Source organism: Runella sp. (genome assembly GCF_965279615.1).
GTDB lineage: Bacteria > Bacteroidota > Bacteroidia > Cytophagales > Spirosomataceae > Runella.
The window spans coordinates 5,539,110-5,564,001 of sequence record NZ_OZ257252.1; the positions used below are offsets into that span (position 1 = coordinate 5,539,110).

Annotated in this window: 16 protein-coding genes; 6 read left to right on the plus strand and 10 right to left on the minus strand. The window is 45.1% G+C overall.

The window, feature by feature from the left end:
• Nucleotides 1-76 precede the first annotated feature (76 nt).
• Nucleotides 77-1,012: an FKBP-type peptidyl-prolyl cis-trans isomerase gene (locus tag ACQY73_RS23325; protein ID WP_428655564.1), complete on the plus strand. Its 936-nt coding sequence runs from the start codon at nt 77-79 to the stop codon at nt 1,010-1,012.
• Nucleotides 1,013-1,123: 111 nt separating this feature from the next.
• Nucleotides 1,124-1,711, plus strand: a complete 588-nt coding sequence (gene rdgB, locus ACQY73_RS23330; protein ID WP_428655566.1) for an RdgB/HAM1 family non-canonical purine NTP pyrophosphatase — start codon at nt 1,124-1,126, stop codon at nt 1,709-1,711.
• On the opposite strand, the gene ACQY73_RS23335 is transcribed toward rdgB, so the two are convergent.
• The 9 genes from ACQY73_RS23335 to ACQY73_RS23375 all read right to left on the minus strand — a co-directional run bounded on the left by ACQY73_RS23335 (nt 1,690) and on the right by ACQY73_RS23375 (nt 19,444).
• Nucleotides 1,690-2,133 (minus strand): hypothetical protein, encoded by a 444-nt coding sequence (locus ACQY73_RS23335; RefSeq protein WP_428655568.1) that lies wholly within the window; start codon nt 2,131-2,133, stop codon nt 1,690-1,692. The genes rdgB and ACQY73_RS23335 overlap by 22 nt on opposite strands.
• A 12-nt stretch (nt 2,134-2,145) precedes the next feature.
• Entirely contained in the window at nt 2,146-4,737 is a 2,592-nt protein-coding gene (locus tag ACQY73_RS23340; RefSeq protein WP_428655570.1) for a fibronectin type III domain-containing protein, read from the minus strand.
• Between the two features lie 21 nt (nt 4,738-4,758).
• The gene (locus ACQY73_RS23345) at nt 4,759-6,756 is read right to left on the minus strand and encodes a fibronectin type III domain-containing protein (protein WP_428655573.1); all 1,998 of its coding nucleotides are present in this window, start codon (nt 6,754-6,756) and stop codon (nt 4,759-4,761) included.
• Between the two features lie 176 nt (nt 6,757-6,932).
• On the minus strand, nt 6,933-7,988 hold the full coding sequence (locus tag ACQY73_RS23350; RefSeq protein WP_428655575.1) for a hypothetical protein: 1,056 nt from the start codon (nt 7,986-7,988) through the stop codon (nt 6,933-6,935).
• A gap of 27 nt (nt 7,989-8,015) precedes the next feature.
• Complete coding sequence (locus ACQY73_RS23355) at nt 8,016-13,970, minus strand: hypothetical protein (RefSeq protein ID WP_428655577.1); 5,955 nt, start codon at nt 13,968-13,970, stop codon at nt 8,016-8,018.
• 175 nt (nt 13,971-14,145) lie between these two features.
• Nucleotides 14,146-15,819 (minus strand): hypothetical protein, encoded by a 1,674-nt coding sequence (locus tag ACQY73_RS23360; RefSeq protein WP_428655579.1) that lies wholly within the window; start codon nt 15,817-15,819, stop codon nt 14,146-14,148.
• 94 nt (nt 15,820-15,913) lie between these two features.
• Nucleotides 15,914-16,663 (minus strand): hypothetical protein, encoded by a 750-nt coding sequence (locus tag ACQY73_RS23365; protein WP_428655581.1) that lies wholly within the window; start codon nt 16,661-16,663, stop codon nt 15,914-15,916.
• A 104-nt stretch (nt 16,664-16,767) separates the two neighbouring features.
• Nucleotides 16,768-17,406, minus strand: coding sequence for a response regulator (locus ACQY73_RS23370; protein WP_428655583.1), 639 nt, complete (start codon nt 17,404-17,406; stop codon nt 16,768-16,770).
• A 121-nt stretch (nt 17,407-17,527) separates the two neighbouring features.
• On the minus strand, nt 17,528-19,444 hold the full coding sequence (locus ACQY73_RS23375) for a tetratricopeptide repeat protein (protein ID WP_428655585.1): 1,917 nt from the start codon (nt 19,442-19,444) through the stop codon (nt 17,528-17,530).
• A gap of 149 nt (nt 19,445-19,593) precedes the next feature.
• On the opposite strand from ACQY73_RS23375, the gene ACQY73_RS23380 reads away from it, so the two are divergent.
• The 3 genes from ACQY73_RS23380 (at nt 19,594) to folB (ending at nt 22,427) form a co-directional block, all read left to right on the plus strand.
• Nucleotides 19,594-21,060 carry a M61 family metallopeptidase gene (locus ACQY73_RS23380; protein WP_428655587.1) on the plus strand — a complete coding sequence of 489 codons (1,467 nt, stop codon included), beginning with the start codon at nt 19,594-19,596 and terminating at the stop codon, nt 21,058-21,060.
• 74 nt (nt 21,061-21,134) lie between these two features.
• Nucleotides 21,135-22,010, plus strand: coding sequence for a DivIVA domain-containing protein (locus ACQY73_RS23385; protein WP_428655589.1), 876 nt, complete (start codon nt 21,135-21,137; stop codon nt 22,008-22,010).
• A gap of 66 nt (nt 22,011-22,076) precedes the next feature.
• Nucleotides 22,077-22,427 (plus strand): dihydroneopterin aldolase, encoded by a 351-nt coding sequence (gene folB / locus ACQY73_RS23390; RefSeq protein WP_428655591.1) that lies wholly within the window; start codon nt 22,077-22,079, stop codon nt 22,425-22,427.
• A gap of 79 nt (nt 22,428-22,506) precedes the next feature.
• Here folB and ACQY73_RS23395 read toward each other — a convergent pair whose 3' ends face one another.
• On the minus strand, nt 22,507-23,973 hold the full coding sequence (locus ACQY73_RS23395; RefSeq protein WP_428655594.1) for a Gfo/Idh/MocA family protein: 1,467 nt from the start codon (nt 23,971-23,973) through the stop codon (nt 22,507-22,509).
• 235 nt (nt 23,974-24,208) lie between these two features.
• Here ACQY73_RS23395 and ACQY73_RS23400 point away from each other — a divergent pair, with 235 nt between their 5' ends.
• Entirely contained in the window at nt 24,209-24,892 is a 684-nt protein-coding gene (locus ACQY73_RS23400) for a M15 family metallopeptidase (protein WP_428655597.1), read from the plus strand.

Consider the following 24,892-nt stretch of genomic DNA (forward strand, 5'->3'; position numbering starts at 1 on the left):
TTTGATCAAAACAAATCACCACTCACTGCTCATTATTCACATAATTACTTAGTTACAAATCATTTAATACAATAGAATGAAGGGAACGTTAATTTTAGGGTTAGCAGTAAGCTTGGCCGTTACCATTGTAGCTTGCGAACAAACCGAGGAAGCCTTTCAGGATCGTAAAACGCGCGAGAACAACGCCGAAATAAAAAGCTATTTGCTCGCCAATAATATAAAGGCAGACAGCCTTCGGAATGGATTGTTTTATACCGTTCAAACTGCGAACTCTACGGCTCAGAAACCTCAGATAGGTGATGAGATCACCTTAAGTTATATTGCCAGGCGTTTTGACGGAACCATTGTAGACAGCAGTCAGGTGGGAGTGGACAATGTTTACATCCGCTCTTACAGTTCTACTGATATTACTGCTTCAGGGTATGTAATGACGTATCGCTTCAATCCTGTTCCTTCCTTTGAAGAGATTTTAACCACTCCGCTGGAAAAAGTCAGAGAAGGAGATAAGGTGACTCTTTTTGCCCCTTGGTCAGTAAGAGGATCAGGTGATGTATCGCTTTTGGCTCCGTTGTACATTCCGATTCGCTATGACCTGAATATTCTTAAAGTACGTACGGAAGACGAACAGATCGAAGATTTCGTAGCGCTGAACAAAATTACAGGACTGGAGAAAAACACCGATAACGGTCTTCGCTTTGTACGTACAAAAGCTTATCCGGATTCGGCATTGATTCCTGTTAATACCACTGTCAGTGTAACTTATACAGGAAGACTGATTCGTAATGGTAAGCAATTTGATACCGGAACCATTGATGTAAGTGTAGTTGATCCTACAAGTACAGCCTCCGGAAGTGTGGTAAAAGGCTTCAACGACGGAATTGCCAAGCTTCGTTACGGCGAAAAAGCGATCATTATTTTCCCGTCAACACTTGGTTACAGCGTTGCGGGAAGTGCCGGAAAAATACCTGCGTATTCGCCGCTCTATTTTGAAATAGAAGCCAAACGAAAGTAATTAATTACAATTAAAAGCGGCGTTAGCGTCGCTTTTTTTATACTGAAACCTATGAGGTTTTATATTGACAATTACTAAACCTCATAGGTTTACAAAAATAATAATTTAGTTATGCAACTCTGTTTTGCAACCAATAACGCCCATAAACTGGAAGAAATCAAAGCACTTCTGGGCGATTCATTTACGTTAAAAACCTTAAAAGAGATCGGTTGTGAAGAAGAACTTCCCGAAACAACCGATACAATTGAAGGAAACTCTCGACAGAAAGCAGAATATGTGTGGGAGCATTTTGGCATTGACTGTTTTGCGGATGATTCGGGCTTGGAAATAACTGCCCTTAACGGTGCGCCGGGCGTTCATTCGGCGTATTACAGCGGTTCGCGGGATTTTCAGCAAAACATAGCGCGGGTGTTGACAGAATTAAAATCACATACCGACCGAAGCGCCCGTTTCAAAACTGTCATTACGTTGGTACTCAACGGCGAAGTACATCAATTTGAAGGCATTGCCGAAGGCCATTTGTTGGAAGCTCAACGCGGTGTTCAGGGATTTGGATATGATCCGATTTTTGTTCCCGAAGGTCATGAGCGTACATTTGCTGAAATGTCAATCGACGAAAAAGGGAAACTAAGCCACCGCGCTCGCGCTTTTGCTAAATTGGTGGCTTTTTTACAGACTTATTCGGGAATCAACTCATAGGTATTGACCGTATTTCCTGTCTTGCGACTTTCGGCCGTACGTTCCAATTTGAGGAGTTCGGCCGAAGGAGCTTCGGAAATAAAAAATTCAACGGTGCCGATGGTAGCAGTGGGTTTGGGTACTAAGTTTTCCAGAATTAACCGTTGATTATCAGTCGAAACACTCCACGTGCCCGTCAAAGTGCGGCCGTCAATGTCCTTGAAAAGAACCTGTTCAGGATTGCTTAGATCCAACCGGAAATTCGCGTAGCCGGGTTTCACATTAGTGGTGCCACCCAAGGTAAAGACAACCTGTGTTCCTTCTTTTACCACTTTTGCCTTCCATTTTCTGCCCAGTATATCTGTAATGGGCGTGACTTTGCGGGGTTCGCAACTTCCCAGTAAGGTCAGTAAAAAAAACGTGTATATCAGTAATTTCTTCATTGTTTCCGGTAGTTAATACAGCATTATTTTTTGAGAAAACACTTGGTTTTCGGTACGTACCAATACTACATATAGACCGGATTGCAGCCCGGGAAAGTCATACGTCAGCGTTTGTCGACTGTTGATAACCGTAGTTTCGCTGTGTAAATTTCTTCCATTCATGCTGACCAATGTCCATTCAAAATGGGTGGTTTGGTGCCAATTGTTTTGTAAATGAAGGACTTTGTTGGCACTGAAAACCGTCAATCCTACAGCCGATGGTTGAGGTCTTACGGCAATGATGACTTCAGGCGTAGTTACATTGACTACGTTACTGTACCCCGATGCACCGGCCGCATTTTTCGATTGAATTCGATAATAATACGTTGTCAATTCACTCAATCCCAAATCAAGGTAAGTGGTTGTGTTAGCAGTTTGCTGAGCGATTTGGCTAAAACCCCCGGTCGGACTTGTTGATCGTTCAATGACTATGGTAGCAACTGTTGCGGGCAAAGCAGGCCACGTCAAACGGGCTTGGTCGTAATCGGCCAGTACCGCTGTTAAGTTGGTCGGAGCACCGGGAATACCTAGTAAAGTGGTGGCGTCGGCGATGTTGGAATAAGCGGAATTTCCCGCGGAATTTTTAGCCCGAACGTGGTAATAATATTTTGTGGAAGAACTAAGGCCTGTATTTGAATAAGACGTTGTATTGGCACCCAGATCAATAATTTTGGTGAAATTAATACCGTCAACTGATCTTTCCAGCTCAAACCCTGTTTCATCGTTGGCATTGTCTGACCAACTGAGATTGATCTGGCCGGCAGAAATGGCGGTTGCTGCCAATAAAGTTGGTGGTTGCGGAATTGTAACGGGTGGGGCTTGGGTGGTAGCGTCGGCGGTGTTGGAGTAAGCGGAATTTCCCGCAGTATTTTTGGAGCGAATGCGGTAGTAATACTTAGTTGACGCATTGAGTCCGATATTGGAAAAGGTCGTTGTATTGGCTGCTACGTCCTGAATTTTACCAAAGTTGATTCCATCCGTCGAGCGCTCCAACTCAAATCCGGTCTCATTGTTGGAATTGTCACTCCAAACAAGATTAATTTGATTACTCGATGCTGCTGAGGCAGATAGTGAACCCGGGGCTTGAGGAATAACGATTGGTGGCGCTTGCGTGGTAGCATCGGCTATGTTGGAGTAAGGCGATGGCCCTGCTGAATTGACAGCACGGATTCGGTAATAATACTTGGTGGAGGCGTTGAGTCCCGTATTTGAAAATGAGGTAGCATTGGCGGCAATGTCCTGAATCTTACCAAAATTGACCCCATCTGTCGAGCGTTCCAGTTCAAAGCCTGCTTCATCGCCGGAGTTGTCGGTCCAACTGAGATTGATTTGACTGCTCGAAGAAGCTGCCGCTGTCAATGCAGTGGGTAAACGTGGAATCGTGACGGGCGGAGCTTGTGTGGTGGCGTCGGCCACATTGGAATAACCCGAATTACCGGCACCGTTTTTGGCCCGTACGCGGTACCAATATTTTATCGACGGGTTTAGACCGGTATTTGAAAATGAGGTAGCATTGGCAGCAATATCCTGAATTTTACCAAAATTAACTCCATCTGTCGAGCGTTCCAGCTCAAAGCCTGTCTCATTATTGGAGTTGTCACTCCAGTTCAAATTGATCTGATTGCTGCCGATGGCAACGGCTGACAAGTTAGAGGGTGGAGACGGAACAGATGCAAAGGTAGTAGCATCGGCGGTATTGGATTTTGCGCGGGAGGGGGTGCCGCCGCGTTGTGAACCCACGTAGTAATAATAGCGCGTGGAAGCATTCAGGCCTGTATTCTGATATGTAGTTACATTGGCTCCAACATCGGCAATTTTAGAGAAATTAGCGTTGTCGGTAGAGCGGAATATTTCAAACCCTGATTCGTTGTTGGAAGCATCGGTCCAGCTCAAATTGATCTGGCTCGAAGAAACGGCCACGGCGCTCAGATTAGTAGGTGGATTGGGGGGCAAAGAAAGCGTTGTAGCGCAGGAAATATTGGAAAATTCATTGGGTGCTCCACTCCAATAGACTCGGTAGCAATACTCGGTGTTGTCCTGAGGGACGGCTTGGTCATCATAAAACGTGAGATTCGAATCAAACGTGCCAATCGTACTCCAAGCGCCGCCTTGTCCCTGTCGGCGTTGAATGACGACATTACCATTTTCTTTTCCACCCTGCACCTTAAAAGTAATGGCAATCCAGTTGGTGCCTTTTACTTCAATTTTAGAAATAGTGGGCGTAACGGGCGGAAAAGCATAGACTACGTTAGAATACCCGGTAAACGCCGTGGCCGTGGTCTTGGCTCGCACGCGATAATAGCTGTAGGTATTGGCCGGGGCATTTCCATCTGTATAGGATGTAATGTTGGCACTGACTTCACCTAATTTCGAAAATCCGGACGTTTCGGAAGTAGTTGAGCGTTCAATTTCAAAGAGCGATTCACGGCTTGAATTGTCTTTCCACGTCAGGTTGACCTGCTTGCTTGAAACAGCAACGGCGGTCAGATTGGAAGGCGCTTCGCTTTGAGCGAAGGCTTTTACCAAAGGGATCGTAAATACTAAAAACAGGAATAGTTTTTTCATGGGTGCGATGCGTTGAGGCATTTATTTCAGCTCGACTTTTACGATCGTAGACAGATTTGACTCAATACCGTCGGGGTGAATAACCCGCACTGCGTATTGAATTACTCCTTTCGCCGGGCGTTTGTCCTGATATTGACGGTTATCATAGACCGAATCATAACTCGAAAAGCTTTCTTTTTCGGTGGCTCGATAGACTACAAATCGGCAGTTGGGTACGGCATAATTCCACGAAACCAATACTGTTTTATCAGGATTTACCATTGCTTTGAGACCGTTGACTTTCTGAGGAGTAATACGTGGAGTCTGAACGTTGAGCGGAAAGGAAGTCTCTGAGCGTAAGCCGGCTTCGTCTACAGCCACCAACGCGTAGCCGTATTCGGAGCGTCCTTTGATGGTTTTGTCGGTGTAGGTGGAAATGTCTTTCGTTAATTTGGCCAATTCTACCCAACGCTCTGTATTTTTGCCGCGACGTAATAACAACTGATAGGCTACATCATCGCTGCTGCTCGGTGCCCACGTAAGCGCCACCGACGAGTCGCTGACTACATAATCTCTGATAACAGGCGTGGTTGGTGCAATTTTATCAGGACGGATAAGCTCCAGAATGTCAGAAGCTTCGCTTGGATTGTAATTTTTGTCGTAGGCAATGATCCGAAAGTATTTTTTACGCGTCAACGTATTCAACGTCACACTGTCATTGTACACCGACAAGGCCAAATAGCCTTTGGTATCCACGGTAAAAATGTGTTTGCGGTCGTTGGCCGATACGACCCGGTAGCCCAATAGATCGGGTTCGGGGTTCATATCCCACACGATACGCACAAAACCCGTTGTATCAATGTAGCCTTGCAATCCTTTGGGTTTGGAAGGACCCTTGCTGTCTTTGATGATGCAATAAACGGGCAAACTTTGGCCCAAATTTCGGGAAGTATCCACGGCAATTACTTTGTAGTAATTGGGCAAATAGGGTAAAGCGGTCGTATCGGTAAATTCACGTACCGATGAAGCCAGCGGTTGGGTAATCAGCGGCGAGAAAGGCCCTTCCATACTCGTCGCTTTGGCGACCACAAATCCTGCCATGTCGTTGGTTGTTTTCGGATATTTCCATGTCACACTTACTTTGGCTCCGTTGATGTGTTTGGCATCGAGGTGTTCTACCGACGGCGGCGGGGTTTTGTCAATGCCCATGCCGACGATGATCTCCGAAGGAGCCAATTCGCCAAAAGGCGTTATACCCAAAATTCGATAGTGATAATTGCGGTAATTTTGAGGAACCGAATCAGCGTACTGAATGATGTCATCCATCTGATCAGCAGGAGGTTGCAGCCACGGACGTTTGGTCAAACGTCGAAAGGTTTTGCCGCCATCTATGGAACGCTCCACGTGGTACGAAGAAAAAGCGGATTCCGCCAGACGACGATTCCATCTGATCTTCACCAAATGCTCACCGGATTCAACACGGACAGGCACCATTTTAACGGCTGCGCCGGGACCGTCATTGACTACGGAAGACGCCGCCGGTTCTGCCGGATAGGTTTGCGGGTCGGTCAGAGGAATAACGTAATAAATATACTGAACGCCTTTTTTGACCTTTTTATCCACCCATCCCAAGGCCATCCCCCGCGCGTATCGAGGATGACTGTCTGCCAATACCAACGCCAACATCATGCGCAGGTCATTTTGGTTTTGCTGTTCCAGTATCTTATCCAACGTAACCGCTTCGTTAGCGCCGATAGGGGTATTTTTTCCGTACACCAACTGCGAACAGGCAGCCGCCAGCGTATCGCGACGGGAGGCATTTTTCAGCCATTCGTCGAGAGTCCAGGGGAGAATGGTTTCCTGAAAATCCAGTTTAGTGGTTTTATTGTCCACCACGCTGCGGCGGGTGAGCAAATAGCCCGATTTGAGTGCCTGCCTGAAAAACGAAGATTGATTGGGTGCCCAGCGAACGACAATGGAATCGCCGAAGGATTTGGTCATGACGCCCACTCGGTATTTACCCAACAGCGATGTATCCATCTGCGGTTTAGCCTGAGCCGGTGCAGTATTCGTTGCCTTTTTTTGTTGCCCCCAAGACAAAGAAGAAAACAGCAAGAGGCAAAGTGCAAGAGGCAAAGGTCGGACCGTCGTACGGTAAAGGTCGGACCGGCGTACGGCAAGAAGATGGGTACATGAACTAACTTTCATAGTATCAATTATTTAGCAGAGTTAAAAGCCGAAGCGGAGCGAATTTTTTGGGCAATCGCGTAGGCTGTTTCCGACGGGCAGTTGTTTTCTTTATCAAACAATAATGTCCCTTGATTAGTAGAGGTGAAGGCCTGTAACCAATCCATACCTACTTGATGCACTTCAAAAAAGGCACTTTGGTTTTTGTACTCAAGCAACGGACGATAGAGGCTTCCCCACTTTGCAGATTGAAGCAGTTGGGTCAGTTTACTGTTGATTTTATTGGTCTCAATTTGACTCTTGGCAATGATGACCGCGATAGCGCAATTGGAATTGGCGGCAAAGCCGCCCATAAAGAAAAAACCGCGTGTATTGGCCGGACTGCTGACAAACGAATACCCATTCGATTTGTCGGTTACATAGTCAAAAGGCATTTGATAATGAATGGACAACAGCGCATCTCTGAAATAATAGGGTTGTTGATAATCAGCGGTCCAGGTCTCGGTCTTAAATTTTTCTTTGGTTTTCGTTTTGAGTAGATCCAGTGTTTTAGGACCGAGATCTCCGCCTTTGAGCGCTTCCGCCCAAGTATTTACATACGCCCCCGCATTAGTAGCCGCCAAAACAAGTTGATCGGCTACTTTTGAGGCGATGAACTCATTGATCCCCTGATTGCTGCTGCTGTATTGGTCGTCATTTGCCTGAATGAGGTCAGCCAGTTTTTGAGATATGTGTTTATTGTATAATTTCAAAACCGGGTCTGACCAGTAGGTAATACCGTAGTTTTTGGGTGTGCCGTCTCCGAAAATGGTTTTATCAATCGTTTCCTGCATTGCGGCCTGAAGGATGGCAGACGCTCCGCTGACGGCGTCCTGTTTGTTTGTCAACGAAAATCCTCCCAATGAAAAATCGTCTATTGAATGAGCGGAAGTAACGTTGGATATCAACACCATTTCAGCGCCGGTAATAGCGGGAACGGCAGTCTTTGCATTGACCGGTGATGATACGGACGCTTTTTTTTCCACTTGAGCAACGACATTTGTAATCGTCAGACAGAGGCTTAAAAAAGGAATGAATGCTTTCATTTTGAGTCGTTTCTTGATAAGTCTTACTTATTTTTTCTTTTTTTCGGAAGGAATGAGTGCCTCAATGTCTTCATTTTTGAAAGGTGGCTGAGGAGCATCATTCATGGTATTAAAAAACACCATCGCCCGTTCAAATATCTTGCTTGGGCTGTCCGGGTTCTCTTTTCCATAACTGCCACTGAATAATTTGTTCGTTCCTTTCGTGTCATAGATATCGGGACGAACCAGTTCCAAAAGTTGACTTACGGGGACAGCAATGTTTTTAAACCAATTACTCGTAGGGTCGGCGCGAAGCAGTACCAAGGGCGGTCGCACAACCTCGCTGCTCAGTTTTTCGGTCGTAAGTTCGTAGGTATCAAATCCTTCTTTAGAAACCATCTTTGTGGTCAGCGCATCGGATAAGAAACCCCAGAAATTGGTTTCGGTGGGTGGGAATTGAGCCGCATTCAATTTTTCCTTGAGCGTACTGAACTCACTGGTTTTGAAGTAGTATTTGTACAAACGCGATTCCAGATTTTGGTAGAATGCAGCCTCCTCCTTCTGCTGTTGTTGAAGCGCATCAGCGAATTTTTGAACGACGAACTTACCGTCATTGAACATTTTTTCGGTTCCGGTATTGATTTTATACGTAGTCCCGTAGCCTTTGGCTATTTTTTCATACTCCTGTTCAGAAACGACAGTATAAGAGGTCATTTGATTATCATACTTCTGATTAACAGCGTTGGCCATTGCTCCTGCCCCCATCCCCGGTGCAGTGAATTTTCCCGAATTTGACCACGATTGAGCAGAGACACTTCCTGCTGCTCCCTTGGCACTTACGTAAATATTGGCCGAGGTGATTTTTTTGGCCGATGCTTTGGCTTTCTGTGCTTCGGCATACATTTTTTCGGCAAAATCCGCTTTCGGAATCCGGACCAATTCAAAACGATAGAATGTTTTGTTTTTGATGCCGAATGGCATTTTGTAACTTACTTTATCCCCGTCAAATTTGGCATCGGCCAGCAATACACTTAACGAAGTAACCTCCGCAAATTTGGCCCCTTCCAACGGAACAAATCGGGCTTTCAGGTCGTAGGTATCATCGCTGTTGAGGTTTTTCATGCAGCAGGATAAGTTGGCTTTGAGTATGATGAACGTAGCCGCCGGATCGCCTTTCATAAAATATCGTTGGCCTTCGTAAGGATAAGAAGTAAGTACGGTAGCGTTATCATCGCTTCCTTTAGCCAAGACACTCATGCAGGGACCGGTCGCAAATTCGACGGTTTCGGTTTGCTCTACGGTCTGTTCTTTGAAAATATAAGGAACCGGCTTACCGCTGTTGTCTTTAATGAATACCTGCACACCCATCGACAGTTTATAGGTTGAATTAGGCAAAAGAGCCGTACTGCGATAATAAGTCGCGCTGTAATTGGGGTCACCGTCTTCGTTTTTACCCCAACTGAAACGTCCCGAGTTGTCTTTACTGCAATCGGCATATTCCGCAGGAAAAGTGACAGCAACGGTGTTGAATTTTTCTTTCAATCCAAATTCTTTCAATTTGAGCTGAAACTCCCGGTGGAAAATCTGCACTCCGCCCGGGCCCGTTGTGATGGTGCCCTGCGCACTTGTTTCTACTTTTTGTCCTTGCGGAATTTCGATGTCAATGATTAAGTTGGTCTCCACGGGATAGTTAAATTCAGCGTAATACGGCGACAGGATAGAGACTTTTTTGTCGGTTCCGGAAGGTCCCAACGACGCAATCAGCGGCTGACCGGCAAAAGGGTTAGGCGGTGAGTACGCCGGTTCGCATCGTTCTCCTTTATTGTACCAAAATTCGAGATTTACCCGCCCTTTGACCAACCCGCCCAAGACTCGGTATTTAAGCAAAACGTGCCCGTTGAGCCAAATCGGATTAACCATACCGCCGCGCAACAAAGCAGCGGCTTCCAGTTCTACGACCGTAAACGTACCTTCATACACCCACGTATCAATGTCCAGGTCCAGCGCAAAGTGCATGTAAGCATAGATTTGGCCCTGGGCATACCAACCATTGATGCCCGGCGTGTTTCCATTGCATTGGTCTTCGCTTTTGGCAAGGGCTAAATCAAACCCAATAGCCCCGTCATACCGTAAATGGAAAGGTCCCAAACCAAAATCAGCCTTCAATTGATAACCAACTCCAAAGGCCAACATAGGAGAATCCCCTTTGAAAGCGTTTCCGGCCGATCCTTTATACCCCAGTTCTTCCAAAATACCGGGGCGGTTCTCAAAGCCGTATGGCGCAGGCGGGAGCGAGCCCACAAAATCGGGCGTATAATTGCCCATCATGAAATAAGAACCGAAATTAAACTTGCCCAGCTTCGCCAACGTAATATCCAAGCCAATACGATTTTGGGGAACCCCTAAGGATAAAAACCAATTTCCACTTTTTCCATCTATTAATAAACGAGTATCTTCGATGTTAGCGCTGATACTGAGGAGCGGCACGCTATAGCCTGCGTGCATATTGAGTTGGGCTTTGAAGATGCTATGTTTAAAATCATAACTTATATTGCCACTTCCCTGAGCCAGAGATTTGTTGGTATCCTCGCCTAACAACCACGCTTTGACGTCAATCGCTATAGCATCAGATTGGATTGTCATGGTACCTTCCATCGTAAAAACGTCGGGCGTGACCAAGCCAATGCCTACCGTTGCTTCAAAGCCTCCGGAGGGGGCCGGCAATACTTTCGGTGTGTAGGTAATAGAACCGTCTTCGTTAAATACTTTGGTCATGTTGGAATACAGTCCACCCCCAAAACTCCTGAATACCAAGGGTGAAGGGGGGGCAAACGGAATCCCGGAAGCGCCTATTTTAATTTTACCGCCTACGTGCCAGTAACGAAAATTGCCGTTGTTGGCCAAAGTCCGCCCAAATTGTGCCAGAACCTTTCCTCCTATCAATCCTGCGACGGTCATATCCACTTCTCCCGCCAATCCATTGCCGTAGGTTGCATGATTGTTGAAAAAGGCTAAGCTTCCCTGTACGTGTACGGGTCCTAAATCGCAGTCTACGGCAATCGAGTCAGGTTGAATTTTATCAAAACTCCAATCAGGACGGCCTTTGCTCATTCCCACGTTGAACAGAATCGTAGCACCGCCCGTGGCTGAAAGCCCGGTAGGCCCATCGCCGGTGAGGTCAAGTTTACCTATTAATTTCAGCCCCATTGAACCTCCGCCGTTGTTGACGAGTTTGTAATCGGTAAGCGTCAATGGAAAATCAGCCATGGCTTTTTGGGGAGAAGCCGAGCCCATTTTGAGGCTGGTTAATCCAAAATAATCGGGCTTGGTTTGGAATTTCAACCCTTGAAAAGAGGCGGCCGTGAAGTTGAAATAATCGGTGACGATGTCCAACTTCCCGTTTAATTCAGCTCCTGCGGTAAATCCCTGAGTATTATAAGTGATAAAAATTTTACTGTCGTTTGCGAGGTGGAGCTGTGCTTTCCAAATGTCCATTTGCATTTCGTCAGTGGGTGAAATACTGAATTCTACGCCCAACGAACCCGCCTGCGGGTCTTTAGAGAGGGTACAGGTGTAAGGTAGCTGAGAGGCTTGGTCTTGTGGATTTTTGAATATCGGCAATACCACCAACCCTTTCATTTGAGATTTTTGAAATTTACTTTTCAAAAAACTTACAGATAGTTCATCCACTGAATAGTACCAACTATCAAGTGAGCCGCTGCCTACGTCCAGAATGTTTTTAACAAAGGCTTTTCCCGAAAACCCGTTATTGTCGGAAATCAAATCACTGACGCCCACGGTGAGCGGCTTGCCATCGGCTCGTTTAATAAAGGCCGGAAGTTCGAGGTTAATTTCGGGAAAATAAAGCCCTTGCCAAAGCTTAAATTCTACTGTAGGGTTTTCTAAATAGCCTTCGGGTAATTTGGCCAAGGTTTCACTTTCGGAATGGTCATAGTTTGCGGGCTTACCCGGCAGCATCGAAAATTTAAAATCCGGTAAACCTTCCACGTAAAATTTGGGGAAAGACAGTTGCGCCGTCCAATTTTGAAAATTGACCATGCCTGCATTGACACTAATTTCAACGGGGCCTTTGGTATTATCGTTGACCAACCCCGGAGGCGTAATCAGGCCGTGAACACGCATTTGTTTGAAGCCGGTTTCGTCAAAAACTACGTGGGTGACCTGTGTGGTATCGGGTCCTTCAAACGGCCCTTTGGGCGGGCCTGCTTCCATTCCTTTTAAAGCAAAGAACTCTGACAATTTCATTTTTTCGGCCAAGTACAAAATACCTTCGCCGCAGGGTTTCTCGGGCGAAATACACATGTTGTAACCACTCAACGGAATACCGTTCACTTGTCCGTTGGCTACTTTTATCCACGTATTGGCATCGAAATAGGCATTTATTGGCGTAAACGTGACGTTGGTAATGGCAATGACCGTATTGACAGGGCCAAAAGATTTATCAATTCCAAAAGGCACTTCAAATCCGATACTTTCTTTGGCATTCATCAACGACGATACCAACATGTCTTTCTGATTGGTAAAAAAATCACTCAGGCTACCCATTTGGTCAGATGTAAGGGTAGGAGGTTTATAGTCGGGAGAATCATAGTTGGGGAATAAAGAAGGATTGGCTTTGCTGCTCAAACGGGCACGCACAATACCGCTGATGACCTGCCCCGCCGAGTTGCATTGTACATCGTACAGGCGCACCCGCAACTTGACGTATTGGCTATTGACCATAGGAATGGGAATCATGCCGTCGCCGTTCAAATTTCCATTGATTTCCTTCACATTATCAAGCAATTGCATGGTAAACAGCCCGATGGTTGCCGATTTGCTTTTCAGCACTCCCGCGTTATCCACTTGCTTATTGGAAATTTCGTTTGCACTGCAGGAGGTGCATTTTACCGGCAAATTTCCCGATTTCGCCATCATTACTTTGGTACCGGTCGTATCTTTTGAAGCAAACGAAGGCCCTAAAGGGAAAAACGGGACGGCCTCTTCGCCGTAGATAAAATAGCAAACGGGGCTTTTTCCCTCGTTCAGAAAATTGATTTTTCGGGTCAGGTCAATCGCCTGTACGCGCACAGCGTAGCGCTTGCCGACTTTGAGCGCAGGCTGACTCGGGCCGTACAAAAATGAATTTACCCGAAGATTGCGAACTTCCACTCCCGAAGGCGGCAAGACCACCGCATCAATAAATACATTGGGATCAAATCCAAGGGGAAGGTTGGAAGAAATTATTTTGGTGGGGGTAGTTTCAATGGCAACTTTTTTAGTAGTTGAAGCCGGCTTTTTGTCCTGACCGCCGGTTGGGAAACCGCTGATTACATTGGACTGATTGTTCAATACATTTTCGGCCACCGGCTGAACATCGGGCAACTCAATCACGCGCAAGGTATATTGTACTTGCGCAGGCGACATACCCACGGGAGGTGTCCACGAAAAAATAACGTTTTGGGGAGTATTGGGAACGATTTTACTGTCACAAACGGGATTGATGATGATAGGCGGCTCTACACTTCTAACCATAAAAGGCGAACTGCAACCCAACGGAAACTCAGGCGAAAGCGGCCGGCTGCTACGGTTATCAAAGGCACGAACGCACAATTGATAACTGCCCTCCGGAAGGGGCAGCCCGCGATAAAGTTGTGCTTTGTCGATGCCCTGCACTTCAATTTGGCCCAAATCAAACAAGCCTTCCAAGTCGTTACGGCTCAACAAACGGTTTTCCAACGGCCCCAAACGTAACGGAACCAACGGCCGAAAATGAACGGGCGTCGAAATGACTACGCCGTTGTCGCCCGTGATATTTCCCAAAAACCGTACATCCAACGGCGCATTCGTGGTGTTGCGCACAAAAATCTGCACCTGATTGCCACGCCCGGGATAATCCTGCAAATAGGCGCTGTACGGGGGCAATACATTGACCGTGACCTGCACCTGCCCCCAACCCCCAATGGGGGCTAAAAATACAAAACAAATCAGCCCTATTGTCAAGATGAGCGGCTTGCAAATCCGTTGGTTTGCGTTTTTAACGCGAGCCCTTGCACTGTGCGTTTGAAACGCACTTCTCAATCCGTTCGCGATGTAATCGCAAACTAACAGAATAACTTTTAGAACCCTTTCCCTCACAGGGTCGAACCGCCGCGCGGAAAGGGCAGGGATAGGGGTTCTAAAACGAGATTCCATAGCCAAGTGATCCTCTGAGTTCATTGAATTTTTGATCGGGTTGTCCCGTATTTGAGTTGAGATAACCAAGTTGCAGGTTAAGACTTTGCCGTTTTCCTAACTGATAACTTGCATTGAGTGAGGCATTCATCACTTTACCGGTGACTCCGAGTTGTTGATTAATCAAATAACTCGCATTGAATGAGGTATTCAGTTTTTTATCCAACAGCGGATAACTTATTCCTACTGTGGGTCCGTAAAAACGCACCATTTGGTCTTGTGGCAAAGCCGTTTGGGTATAACTCACCATCGCATTGGCACTCCATCCCAATTCTAATTCGGTCAGGAAATAGCCCAGATTGATGTTTTGATTCTGATTTTGGGTAAAATCTGAGGTGGTATTGTTCAGGTCAGAGAGTTGCTGGTGCGTGCCCGTCAGCGTGAAAAGGTGCGAAAAGGCTTCGTTCTGAATGCTGTAGCGCAGATTCACCATCAGGCTCAGGTTGTTTTGCGCCAGTCGAAGCGTATCAATAATGGGTCGCAATCCTGCCTGTTGACTGATGCCGTAATTGGAAAACTGAAAGTCAATTCCAAAGGCGTTGGAAGGATTATAAGAAACCACCAACGACCCGATTGTACGACCCGTTTGGGCATTTTTGGTTTTGGCCAGATTGTCCTGCTGCAACCCAAAACTGCCGACAACCCGTAACTTGCTATTGAGTAAATTAATGGATGGCGCAATGGTAAAACTTTGAATATCGCTCTGGAAATAGTACGAACCCATGGTCTGGAAGTTGGGCTCAATGCGTTTGTATTGAAGTTTTAATCCAAAATTCTTGCTGCGATAGCCCAATCCCAATTGTGCGGCGGTGGTGAGTTGGGTCGAAAGCTGTGCGGGCATAAAAATGTTAAAAGCTTTCATCAATGGTTGATCCGACAGCGGCACCACTTGAGCGCGGGTGTCGCGGGTGTAAGCACTGCCCGCAATGTCCATTTCAAAACTGAAATTCTTTGCAAGAGTCAACCGGGAAGTGACGCCCAAGACCGTGTTGCGTGCGGGGGTGATGCCCTGCGTCCCGGTAATGGAGGAGGTATCGTCGGCGGCGTTCAGCAGTACCACATCTACGTAGTTGGCGGCAGTACCGTAGCCGAGTTTAACGGCGTAGCCGGTACGTTTGAAAGAAGGAATAGCTTGGTCGGGGTTCGCAAGGTCGGTAGAAATGGCTTTATTGAAACGGCCATACACCGCACCGATGCGTAATTTACCCGGATTCAATTCTACTCCTCCCCCCAGAAAAGTATGCCCTGCCAGCGTGAACGGCGAAAACTGTACATTGCGATAACCGGCATGAACCGTGGCCCATTTGTAGGTAGGACTGATGCCGAATTGATTGAAAGGCTGACGAAAACTCGCGCCCTGATTTCCCACAATCACCGAAAACGGCAGTGAAATGCCGCCGGGCAGGGAGACGATTGCCGAAGCACTCAGCCCGAAAGGAGTCGTTTGGTTACGGTTTTCAATACCGCTTGCCTGATAAAACCCCGCATAAGCATTAAGCCCACCCGAAACACGCACCGGTTTCGATTTTTGGGTTTCAGACTCCGACTGTGACCAAGCCGATAAATTGCTTAGTAACAGTAAGAGAAGTCCGTACAATAGTAGTAGAGGTAAGCGCATAAACGATTGATTTATGCCAACAAAACTACTCTTTCAAGGGAGGGGGGGCAATAGGATAAATATATGACCGTACAACTACGCAGAACACGTATTTTTACAGGCATACGTACTCATAGACATTGGTTTGCGTGATAATAGTGCCTGTTTTTTCAGTATATTTTTCAGTCAGCGACTTGACAAAACCGTTGGCATTGAGCTCGTAGGTATACTCGTATGATTCAACGGTTTTATCGGCGTAGGTGTATTTAATGGTTTTGACTAAGTTCTTAGAAAATTTTCCGTAGAAATCAGGGCGGTTTTGGTTGTTGACGAGATCGGCTTTATTCACTTTATCTTCGTAATATGTATAGTCAACCGTATATTGAAGAGTGTTCTTTTTGAAATTTTTCTCTTGCGCTAAGTTTCCCTTGGTGTAAGTAAATGTGGAATTATTGCTGAGCGAAGTGTCGGAGTAGGTATTAGTGACGGCAGTTCTGAAACCGGAGACATCGTAGGTATAGGCATTGGAATAACCGTCGGTGACCAATTTTTTTATGAACCCCTGCTTGTTAAGAATCACGTTGAAGGTATTTCCTACGCTTCCGTCCGAGAAATTGCGGGTAATGAGCAATGTAGTATCTGACGGGTATTTATAATTCTCAATCAGGCCTTTTCCGTCGGCGCGGTATACTTTTCGTATTTTGCCAGTGTTGTATTCAATCACCATTCCCAGAGTCCCAAAAGATTGTTTGGTGATCTTGGCAGATTTGTCGCACTTAAAATCGGGTGATACGGCTTTGGCTTGTTGACAGAAAAGACCGCATATAAAAAGAATAATAATGGGGAAAATCAAGGGTCGTTTCATAGTGATTATTAGAAGTTTAACTAAAGTTTGGACAATAGTTAACACCATTGCACAGGTTTGTGAAATCGGCATTAAGCAAAAACAAATGAAGCAGGAGATTTATTTTAACGGGACAAATTGACAATTTTATCACGGAGTGCTTTGTTTATAGCCTCCCCTTTGGAGTTCACGTGCAGTTTTTCGTAAATGTGCATGATGTGGGTTTGTACGGTACTGATGCTGATCTGGCAATGGTGCGCGATCAGTTTATAACTATCGCCTTCTACGAGGCGTTGCAGAACTTCCAACTCCTTAAATGTCAGGTCGTAAGTAATTTTTTTTGGTTTTTGAAATGCTGACAATACTTTCAGCGCAATGCTCGGACTCATGGCCGCGCCCCCTTGTGCTACTTCGTGAATACCTTCAATGATTTTGTCAGCGGGTGTTTTTTTGAGAAGATACCCCACGGCGCCTGCGCCGATGGCTTCAAAAACGTTTTCGGTATCTTCATAGGCGGTGAGCATCAGGATTTTTGGCGGCTTGGAAAGTTCTTGGTGCAGAATTTTTACGGCTTCTGTTCCTGTACGTTGCGGCATTTCAATGTCCATCAAGATCACGTCAGGGCGGTCGTTTGAAACCGTTTCAAGAACCTGCATGGCATCGGGATAAGAACCGGCCAATACTAATTCATCTGTCATTTCAATGACCAGAGCGAGGGTTTCGCGCAGGGAGTCATTATCATCATAAATTGAAACACTCAGCATAGTGGACTAATTGAATTATTGGCAAAAATACCGACTGTTTTGCCCATTGTAAATAGGATAATTATACGATGGCTTGAGGTATCAGTCGAATCCGGGTGCCTCCGTTCAAACCGACCGAGGCTTAAACAGGAATAACCAGCGAGAGAGTTGTTCCACTTTCTGGAGCAGAATTGATGGCTAATTCAGCGCCTATGGCTGCCGCTCTCTCGTGCATATTGGTAAGACCGTTTCGGGTACTTACTTTCTTTGGATCAAATCCCACGCCATTATCTTTTATTATTACTTCCAGACTTTTCCCTTTTTTACCAAATTCTACTTCAGCCTCAGTGGCCTGTGCATATTTGAATAAATTGTTAATGGCTTCTTTAACAATTAGATACACATTTTGGCGAACGTTTAGTGTCAGCGTTGTGCTTTCTGTTTCAGGACTTACAACAAATTTTAAATCAATAGCTTTGGATTCGGCTAACGGCTTGGCGTATTCTCGAAGACGCGTCAATAGAGTGCTCATTGAATCATTGCGAGGGTTGATGGTCCACACAATATCGTCCATCGATTCGAGCATTTGGCGTGAATCCTGACTGATCTTATGAATCAATTGCTCGGCTTTTTGGGGCTGATTGGCAATCATCTGTTTTTCGGTCAATCCGCTAAGCAGAGAAATACTGCTGAGTGTACTGCCGATCTCATCATGCAGGTCAGCCGCGATTTTATTGCGCAATTCAAGTGCTTCTCTCAGGCGTTGTAAACGCGCACGGTTAAGCAGCCATGCCGCTACGGCTCCCGCCAACAGCAACAGTAATATCCCGCCGGCCAGCAAAAATCTATTTTGTGTTAATTTCTGCTCATTAATGATTGCGCTTTGTTGCAGAAGTTTGATCTGTTGTTCTTTCTTCTCAGATTCAAATTTAGCGTTTAATTCATCCATTCTCGCGTGTTGTGTTTCATTAAACAGCGAGTCATTGATAAGTTTAGCTTCCTTTTGATTTTGAAAGGCGCTTTTGAAATCATTCTTTTCTACAAACAGTTCTGTGAGAGCCTGATACAAATAACCTTGGTACTCAAGCGAGCTCACTTCTTTAAATATTTTCAACGCCCGTTGTAAATATTCTTCTGCCGGTTGATACTGTTTTTGGCTTTGGTAATATAAACCTAAGTTTCCATAAACAGCGCCTACCTGATGGGGGATATTCAACTCGATACTTATTTGCTCCGCTTTTTTTAATGCTTTTAAGTTTTCTTTGGGCTGCTCTAACGAACGATAGGCGGAGGATTGATTAATCAAAATGTCTCCAAGCACTTGCTTATATCCTATTTTTTCGGCGTATTGCTCGGCCCGTTTCAGGTAGTCCAAAGACTCTTTATATTTTCCCAATTGGTTGAGTGTCCCCCCAATTCTATTGGCCGACACTGCCATTCCCCGGTAGTTATTGTCTTTGGTTTTAATAGCCAAGCTCTGCTTGAAGTACTTAATAGCCAAATCACTCTTTCCCTGAAGCGCAAAAACGGAGGCAGCTACGTCATAAGGCGAGCCGGTCATTTTGGGTAAATGATTGGATTCGTACACTTTGATAGATTGTAATGCAAAATCCAACGCCTTTGCATTATTGCCCGAAAGTTGGTTTATCATCGCAACATTGACTAATGCTCCTTGTAAATTCGGCAGAGATAAGCTATATTTTTTTACCAGTTCCAGCGACTTTTCATACAGTTTCAACGCTTTGGGGTATGTTCCCTGCATGTAAGCTGAACGCCCGAGAACATTGTAACTGCTGTACTCTCCTGCCTGAAATTGTAATTTGACGGCCAATGCTTCGGCCTGTTTTGCCAATGAATCAGCCAGCGAATAATTGCCCTGTTCAACCATTTTCCAACTGTAATCATTCAGTGCCTTGACATAGTTGGTGTCTTTAGGAGCTTTTTTGAGGTATAAAGCCAGTGAATCGGTACTCTGCGGAAGTTGTGCATGGGTGCTTGTCCCTATTAACAGCAACGTGAGAATATAAAGGCACAGGTTTTCAAAACGTTTATCTTTCATGTAGAGGCTAGTGGTAGAAAATTCCCATTAAAATAAGCAAATACGTTGAAAAAAGATAGCGCTCTGCTATTCGTAGCGTCTTTTTAGTATTTTTACCTTTCCTAAAACTATCCATTCAACAGCGATTGTCGCTTTTTTCCTCTTCCTTCATGCATTATCGCCTGTATTCCCACAACCCCGAAAGCCGCTATATTGAAGTAGAATGCCATATGAAAGCCACTGCTGCCGAGGCCATTGAGGTTCAATTGCCGGCATGGCGCCCGGGACGGTATGAGTTACAGAATTTTGCTAAAAACATTCAAAAATTCGAAATTTTTGACGGTGCAGGAAACCCTCTTCCCTTCAGGAAAATTGCCAAAGACCGTTGGTTGGTTCAAACACAGGACACAACCGACATCGTGGCGCGCTATAATTATTACAGTAATATCTTAAATGCAGGAAGCAGTTATGTAAGTGAAGAGTTTTGGTACGTAAATCCCGTTAATCTTTGTCTCTACATTGATGAGAATCTTACTGAATCCTGTACGTTGGAGTTAGTGATTCCCGGTAATTTTTTGGTGGCCTGTGGCTTAAAAGAAAATTTGGATGCTCGAACAGCCGAAAGCAGAACTCTTTTTGCAAAGGATTATTATGAATTGGTGGATAGCCCATTAATAGCATCGGCTACCATTCAATGTCAAACGTATCAGGTTGCCGATACAAAGTTTCACGTTTGGATGCAGGGAAATATTAAGCCCGATTGGCACCGTATTTTAATTGACTTTGAGAAATTTACCTCCGCCCAAATCGCCACAATGGGTGAGTTTCCCGAACCTGAATATCATTTTTTGAACCTTATCCTTTCTACACCTTACTACCACGGAGTAGAGCACCGCCATTCTACTATGATCGTGTTAGGCCCTGACGATGAGGGAGAAGGCTTATATACTGATTTGTTGGGCGTGAGTTCACACGAGTTATTTCATGCTTGGAACATCATTCGAATTCGCCCTAAAGAACTGTTGCCGTACGATTTTACCAAAGAAAATTATTTTACAACCTGTTTTGTAGCCGAAGGCGTGACTACTTACTACGGTGATCTGTTTCTGCGTCGTTCGGGTGTATTTGATGATGCGGCGTATTACCGCGAACTTCAGGTGTATATGAAGCGACATTTTGAAAATAACCGCGATGCGCAACAGTCATTGGTTGAATCTTCCTGGGATCTGTGGCTGGATGGGTACGAAAAAGGTATTCCCCGGCGTAAAGTTTCGGTATATCATAAAGGAGCATTGGCGGCGTTAATATTGGACATAACCATTCGCAAAAATCACCAACATAAAAAGTCCCTGGACGACGTGATGCGGTTGATGTGGGAGCGATTTGGCATACCATTTGTGGGTTATTCGTTCGAAGACTATCAAAACGTGGTGGAAGAGGTGGTTGGAGAGCCCATTGATTGGTACTGGAAAGACTGCATTTTGAGTAATGTGCCTATGGAAAGCCATCTTAATCAAGCACTTTCGTGGGTAGGTCTCCAAATGGTTACGTTTAGTGACGGAACGGTACATTTACAGGAATTGGAAAATGAGCGGGCTGTTTTACAAAGAAATAAATGGTTAAATAGCGATTCATAACCAAAAAAAAGGTACATTATTTTGTTTTTTATAATTTTATCACCTAATTATAGGATATATAATCAAGCACACAAATGAAAATAACGCCGATTGAAATTCGCCAGCATACTTTTCAAAGGGTTTTACGCGGATATGATGTGGAGGAAGTAGGAGCGTTTCTGACGTCTCTTTCGAATGAGTGGGAGCGCGTATTGAACGAGAACAAGATGCTCAAAATGCAATTGGAGATTGCGGAAAAAGACCTGAATAAACTCCGGGAAGTAGAATTGACAATGTTCAGAATGCTCAAAACGGCGGAAGATACGAGTGCTCAAATGACCGAACAAGCCAAGGTTGCTGCCGAACAATACATTGAAGACGCCCGCCAAAAAGGAGAAGAATTGATCAATGAAGCGCGTAAGAAATCAAATATGTTGGTGGTGGATGCCGAAAGCCAATCGAAATATGTACGGGAAGAAATTCTGGGTGAATTCAAAAACCATGAGCGGGATTTCAAAGCCATGGAAAAATACCGGGATAATTTGATCGTGCAATTAAAAGCGTTAGCCAACAATACCGTTGACAGTATTGAGCGCTTTGAAAAGAAATTTTCACAAGTTACGATCAAAGAAAAATTTGATGATCTGAGAATTCAGGTAAGCGATTCGTTGAAAATTGGGGCAGATGTTCAAAAGGCACGTTTAGAATCAGAAAAAGCGGTGGAAGAAGTAATAGCGGGTGAGCCGGAAACGCCAACTACCGAAGACCCTATCGCTGCGACCGAAAATGAGCCAATCGCTGAAACCGAAAAAGAAGTAACCAATACAACCGAAGCCGCAGAAACAGAAACTACCGAAGACCACAAAGAAGAAGAATCAACGGAAGTAACTTCGAAAACAGCAGAAGATGAAGAAAAACCTGATAAAGATAAAAAAGCGCAGGAAGAAGGATCGTTTTTTGACCAAATTTAAAATGTAGCAACCGGCAATAAAATCGGTGTTTTCGTTTTCTTCTAACTTTTAACCAATAACCATACCTTGGGTACAGTTTCACTCGAAGGAATTGAATTCTTCGCTTATCATGGCACTTCAAAAGAAGAGCAAAAGATAGGAAACAAATTTTCGATAGATGTTACCATCACGACCGATTTCATGGAAGCCGCTCGCTATGACCGCCTGAAAGATACGGTCAATTATGAGGTTGTGTACAAGATCGTGGCGCAGGTAATGCAAAAATCCAGTCGCCTTTTGGAGCATATCGCCTACAAGATCATTGACGAAATACGAAAAGCGTATCCGGCCGTAGATACAATTGAAGTAAGTGTTTCGAAATTCAATCCGCCTGTAGGAGGAGTTTGTGCGCGGTCAAGAATTACGCTGAAAGGATAAATAATCTACCTATTTAAAAGGGAATAATATAAAAAAGAGCCGCAACATCTTGCGGCTCTACTGTTTTATGCGAGACAGACTAAACTAATTTCCAGCCGTCGCGGTATTGACGTGACACAAATTGGTTGGCGTCTTCGAAGTTGGTGATCTTCATATCTGTACCGTTCCACAAAAGCTTCTTACGGCCGTAATAATCAAAACCATTACCTTGTGCTTTACGGAGCATATAGCTGCGAATAGCCAAATTACCCATCAGGACGGTTTCAGTCAATGGTCCGGAGTAATCAAAAGATGACATTAGACCTTTGTGCTTATCGCTGCCAAAACCTGCTTTACAGGCTTCTGTCCAGTGGATTTGATGGCCATACTCAGGCATATTGACGGGTGCTGCATATTTGCTGTCTTTAGCCATTACGACTTTATCCCCGTTTTTCATGTAGATCTTAGGGTTATTGCCGTACATATCGCAGGCAATGATTCCTTTTGATCCGATCATAAGCACACCGTTTGCTCCGTTGCCATCGGTGCTGAGCGGCTCACTCGCCGGAATCCAATCGGGGTGGAAAGGCCGCAAACCGCCATCCATCCAAATCATCTTCATTTCGGTTTTGTTCTTAGCCGTTGCAGGGAATTTAATTTCCACTGACGACGACGGCGGACAACCTTCCGGAATATATTCAGGCTGCCAGTCTTTGATAAACACCGCGCCTACACTGCATTCTACTTCGGTAGGATAATTAAGCCCCAATACCCGGAAAGGAGTATCAATTGTGTGGCAACCGATGTCCCCCAACGCTCCTGTTCCAAAATTCCACCAACCGCGCCATTTGAACGGGTGATAGCCCGGATGATAATCTACCCATTGCGCGGGTCCTACCCATTGTTCCCAAGCGATGCCTTCGGGCATATCAGGCTTGCCGGTAGGTGTCGGGATTCCCTGTGGCCATACAGGGCGGTTTGTCCAAATCTGTACCGTGTGTACAGGGCCTACCAAACCTTTATTGAACCACTCAACCATTTGAAGCTGAGCGGGGTTTGACGCGCCCTGATTTCCCATTTGTGAAACCACCTTGTATTTACGGGCTGCTTCGGTCATCATCCGTGCTTCGTAAATATTGTGCGTAAGGGGTTTTTGTACATAGACGTGTTTGCCCATTTGCATGGCCGCCATCGCAATTACAGCGTGGTTGTGATCAGGCGTTGAGATAGTGACCGCGTCAATATTCTTCCCTTCCTTTTCAAACATCACCCGCCAATCTTTGTATTTTACAGCATTTGGAAAGCGCTCAATAGACTTGGCGGCTTGTTTGTAATCCACATCACAAAGGGCCGTTACGTTATTAACACCGTTGTTGGATGCATTAAAAATATCACTGGTTCCTTTTCCTCCCGCTCCGATGGCCGCCAAATTCAATTTGTCGGAAGGAGCCGTAAAGCCCTTTCCTAATACGTGGCGTGGTACGATAAAAAAACTACCCACGGCCATCGCACTTTTTTGGACAAAGTCACGGCGCGATACCGTCATGTTTTTTTCTTTGGATTTCATCTTTTGTTAAAGGTTTGATTTGAACTACGAACAGACGAATACAAAAGCAAGCTTTACAGGCCAGCTACCGTTGTATGAAATGGTTTTTTAAAAAATATGAAAAAACAATCCTTATTTTTGATGTTGTATAAGGAAAGACACTTGCAAAAGAAATACGTTGTACTGACACAGTTGGACTATTATGTTGCGTTAAAGATTCTTGGGAAAAGTAAAAATGCTGATTGGGAGAAATTATATGCTATCTAAAACGATTATTGCCGGGGTTTTATTGACAATGGGATTGACCGGTTATTGTCAAACAAAAATAAGTCCTTTTGAACGTAAATTCATTGATCGCGGATTGGTTGATATTCAGAAACTTGACCCTACCATCAAAGTTGATTTGAAGTATTCAACCACCGACAATTTTATCAAAGAAGATGTATATGGTGATCTGGAACGGGCCTATCTGCAACCCATGGCCGCCGAAAAACTCGCAAAAGCCAATAAATTTCTGAAACAGGAGAAGCCCGGCTACACGCTGTTGGTCTACGATGGCGCACGCCCAAGAAGTGTAACAAAGATTTTCTGGGCACGGATGAGCCATTTGCCCTACAACCGTCGCGAAGATTTTGTGGCTGATCCTGCCAAAGGTTCTATTCATAATTTTGGTTGTGCGGTTGATCTCACCATTGCCGATGAAAAAGGAAGGGCTTTAGACATGGGAACCATCTTCGATTTCTTTGGCGAATTGGCCGAACCGCGCCGCGAAGCGGCCATGCGTAAAGCCGGAAAGCTTACGGCACAACAATTGGAAAACCGCAAATTACTCCGACGGGTCATGAAAAAATCCGGTTATACTTCCATCGAAACCGAATGGTGGCACTATAATGCTATGTCGAGAGAGAACGCGAAAGCCAAATATGGTTTTATTGAATAA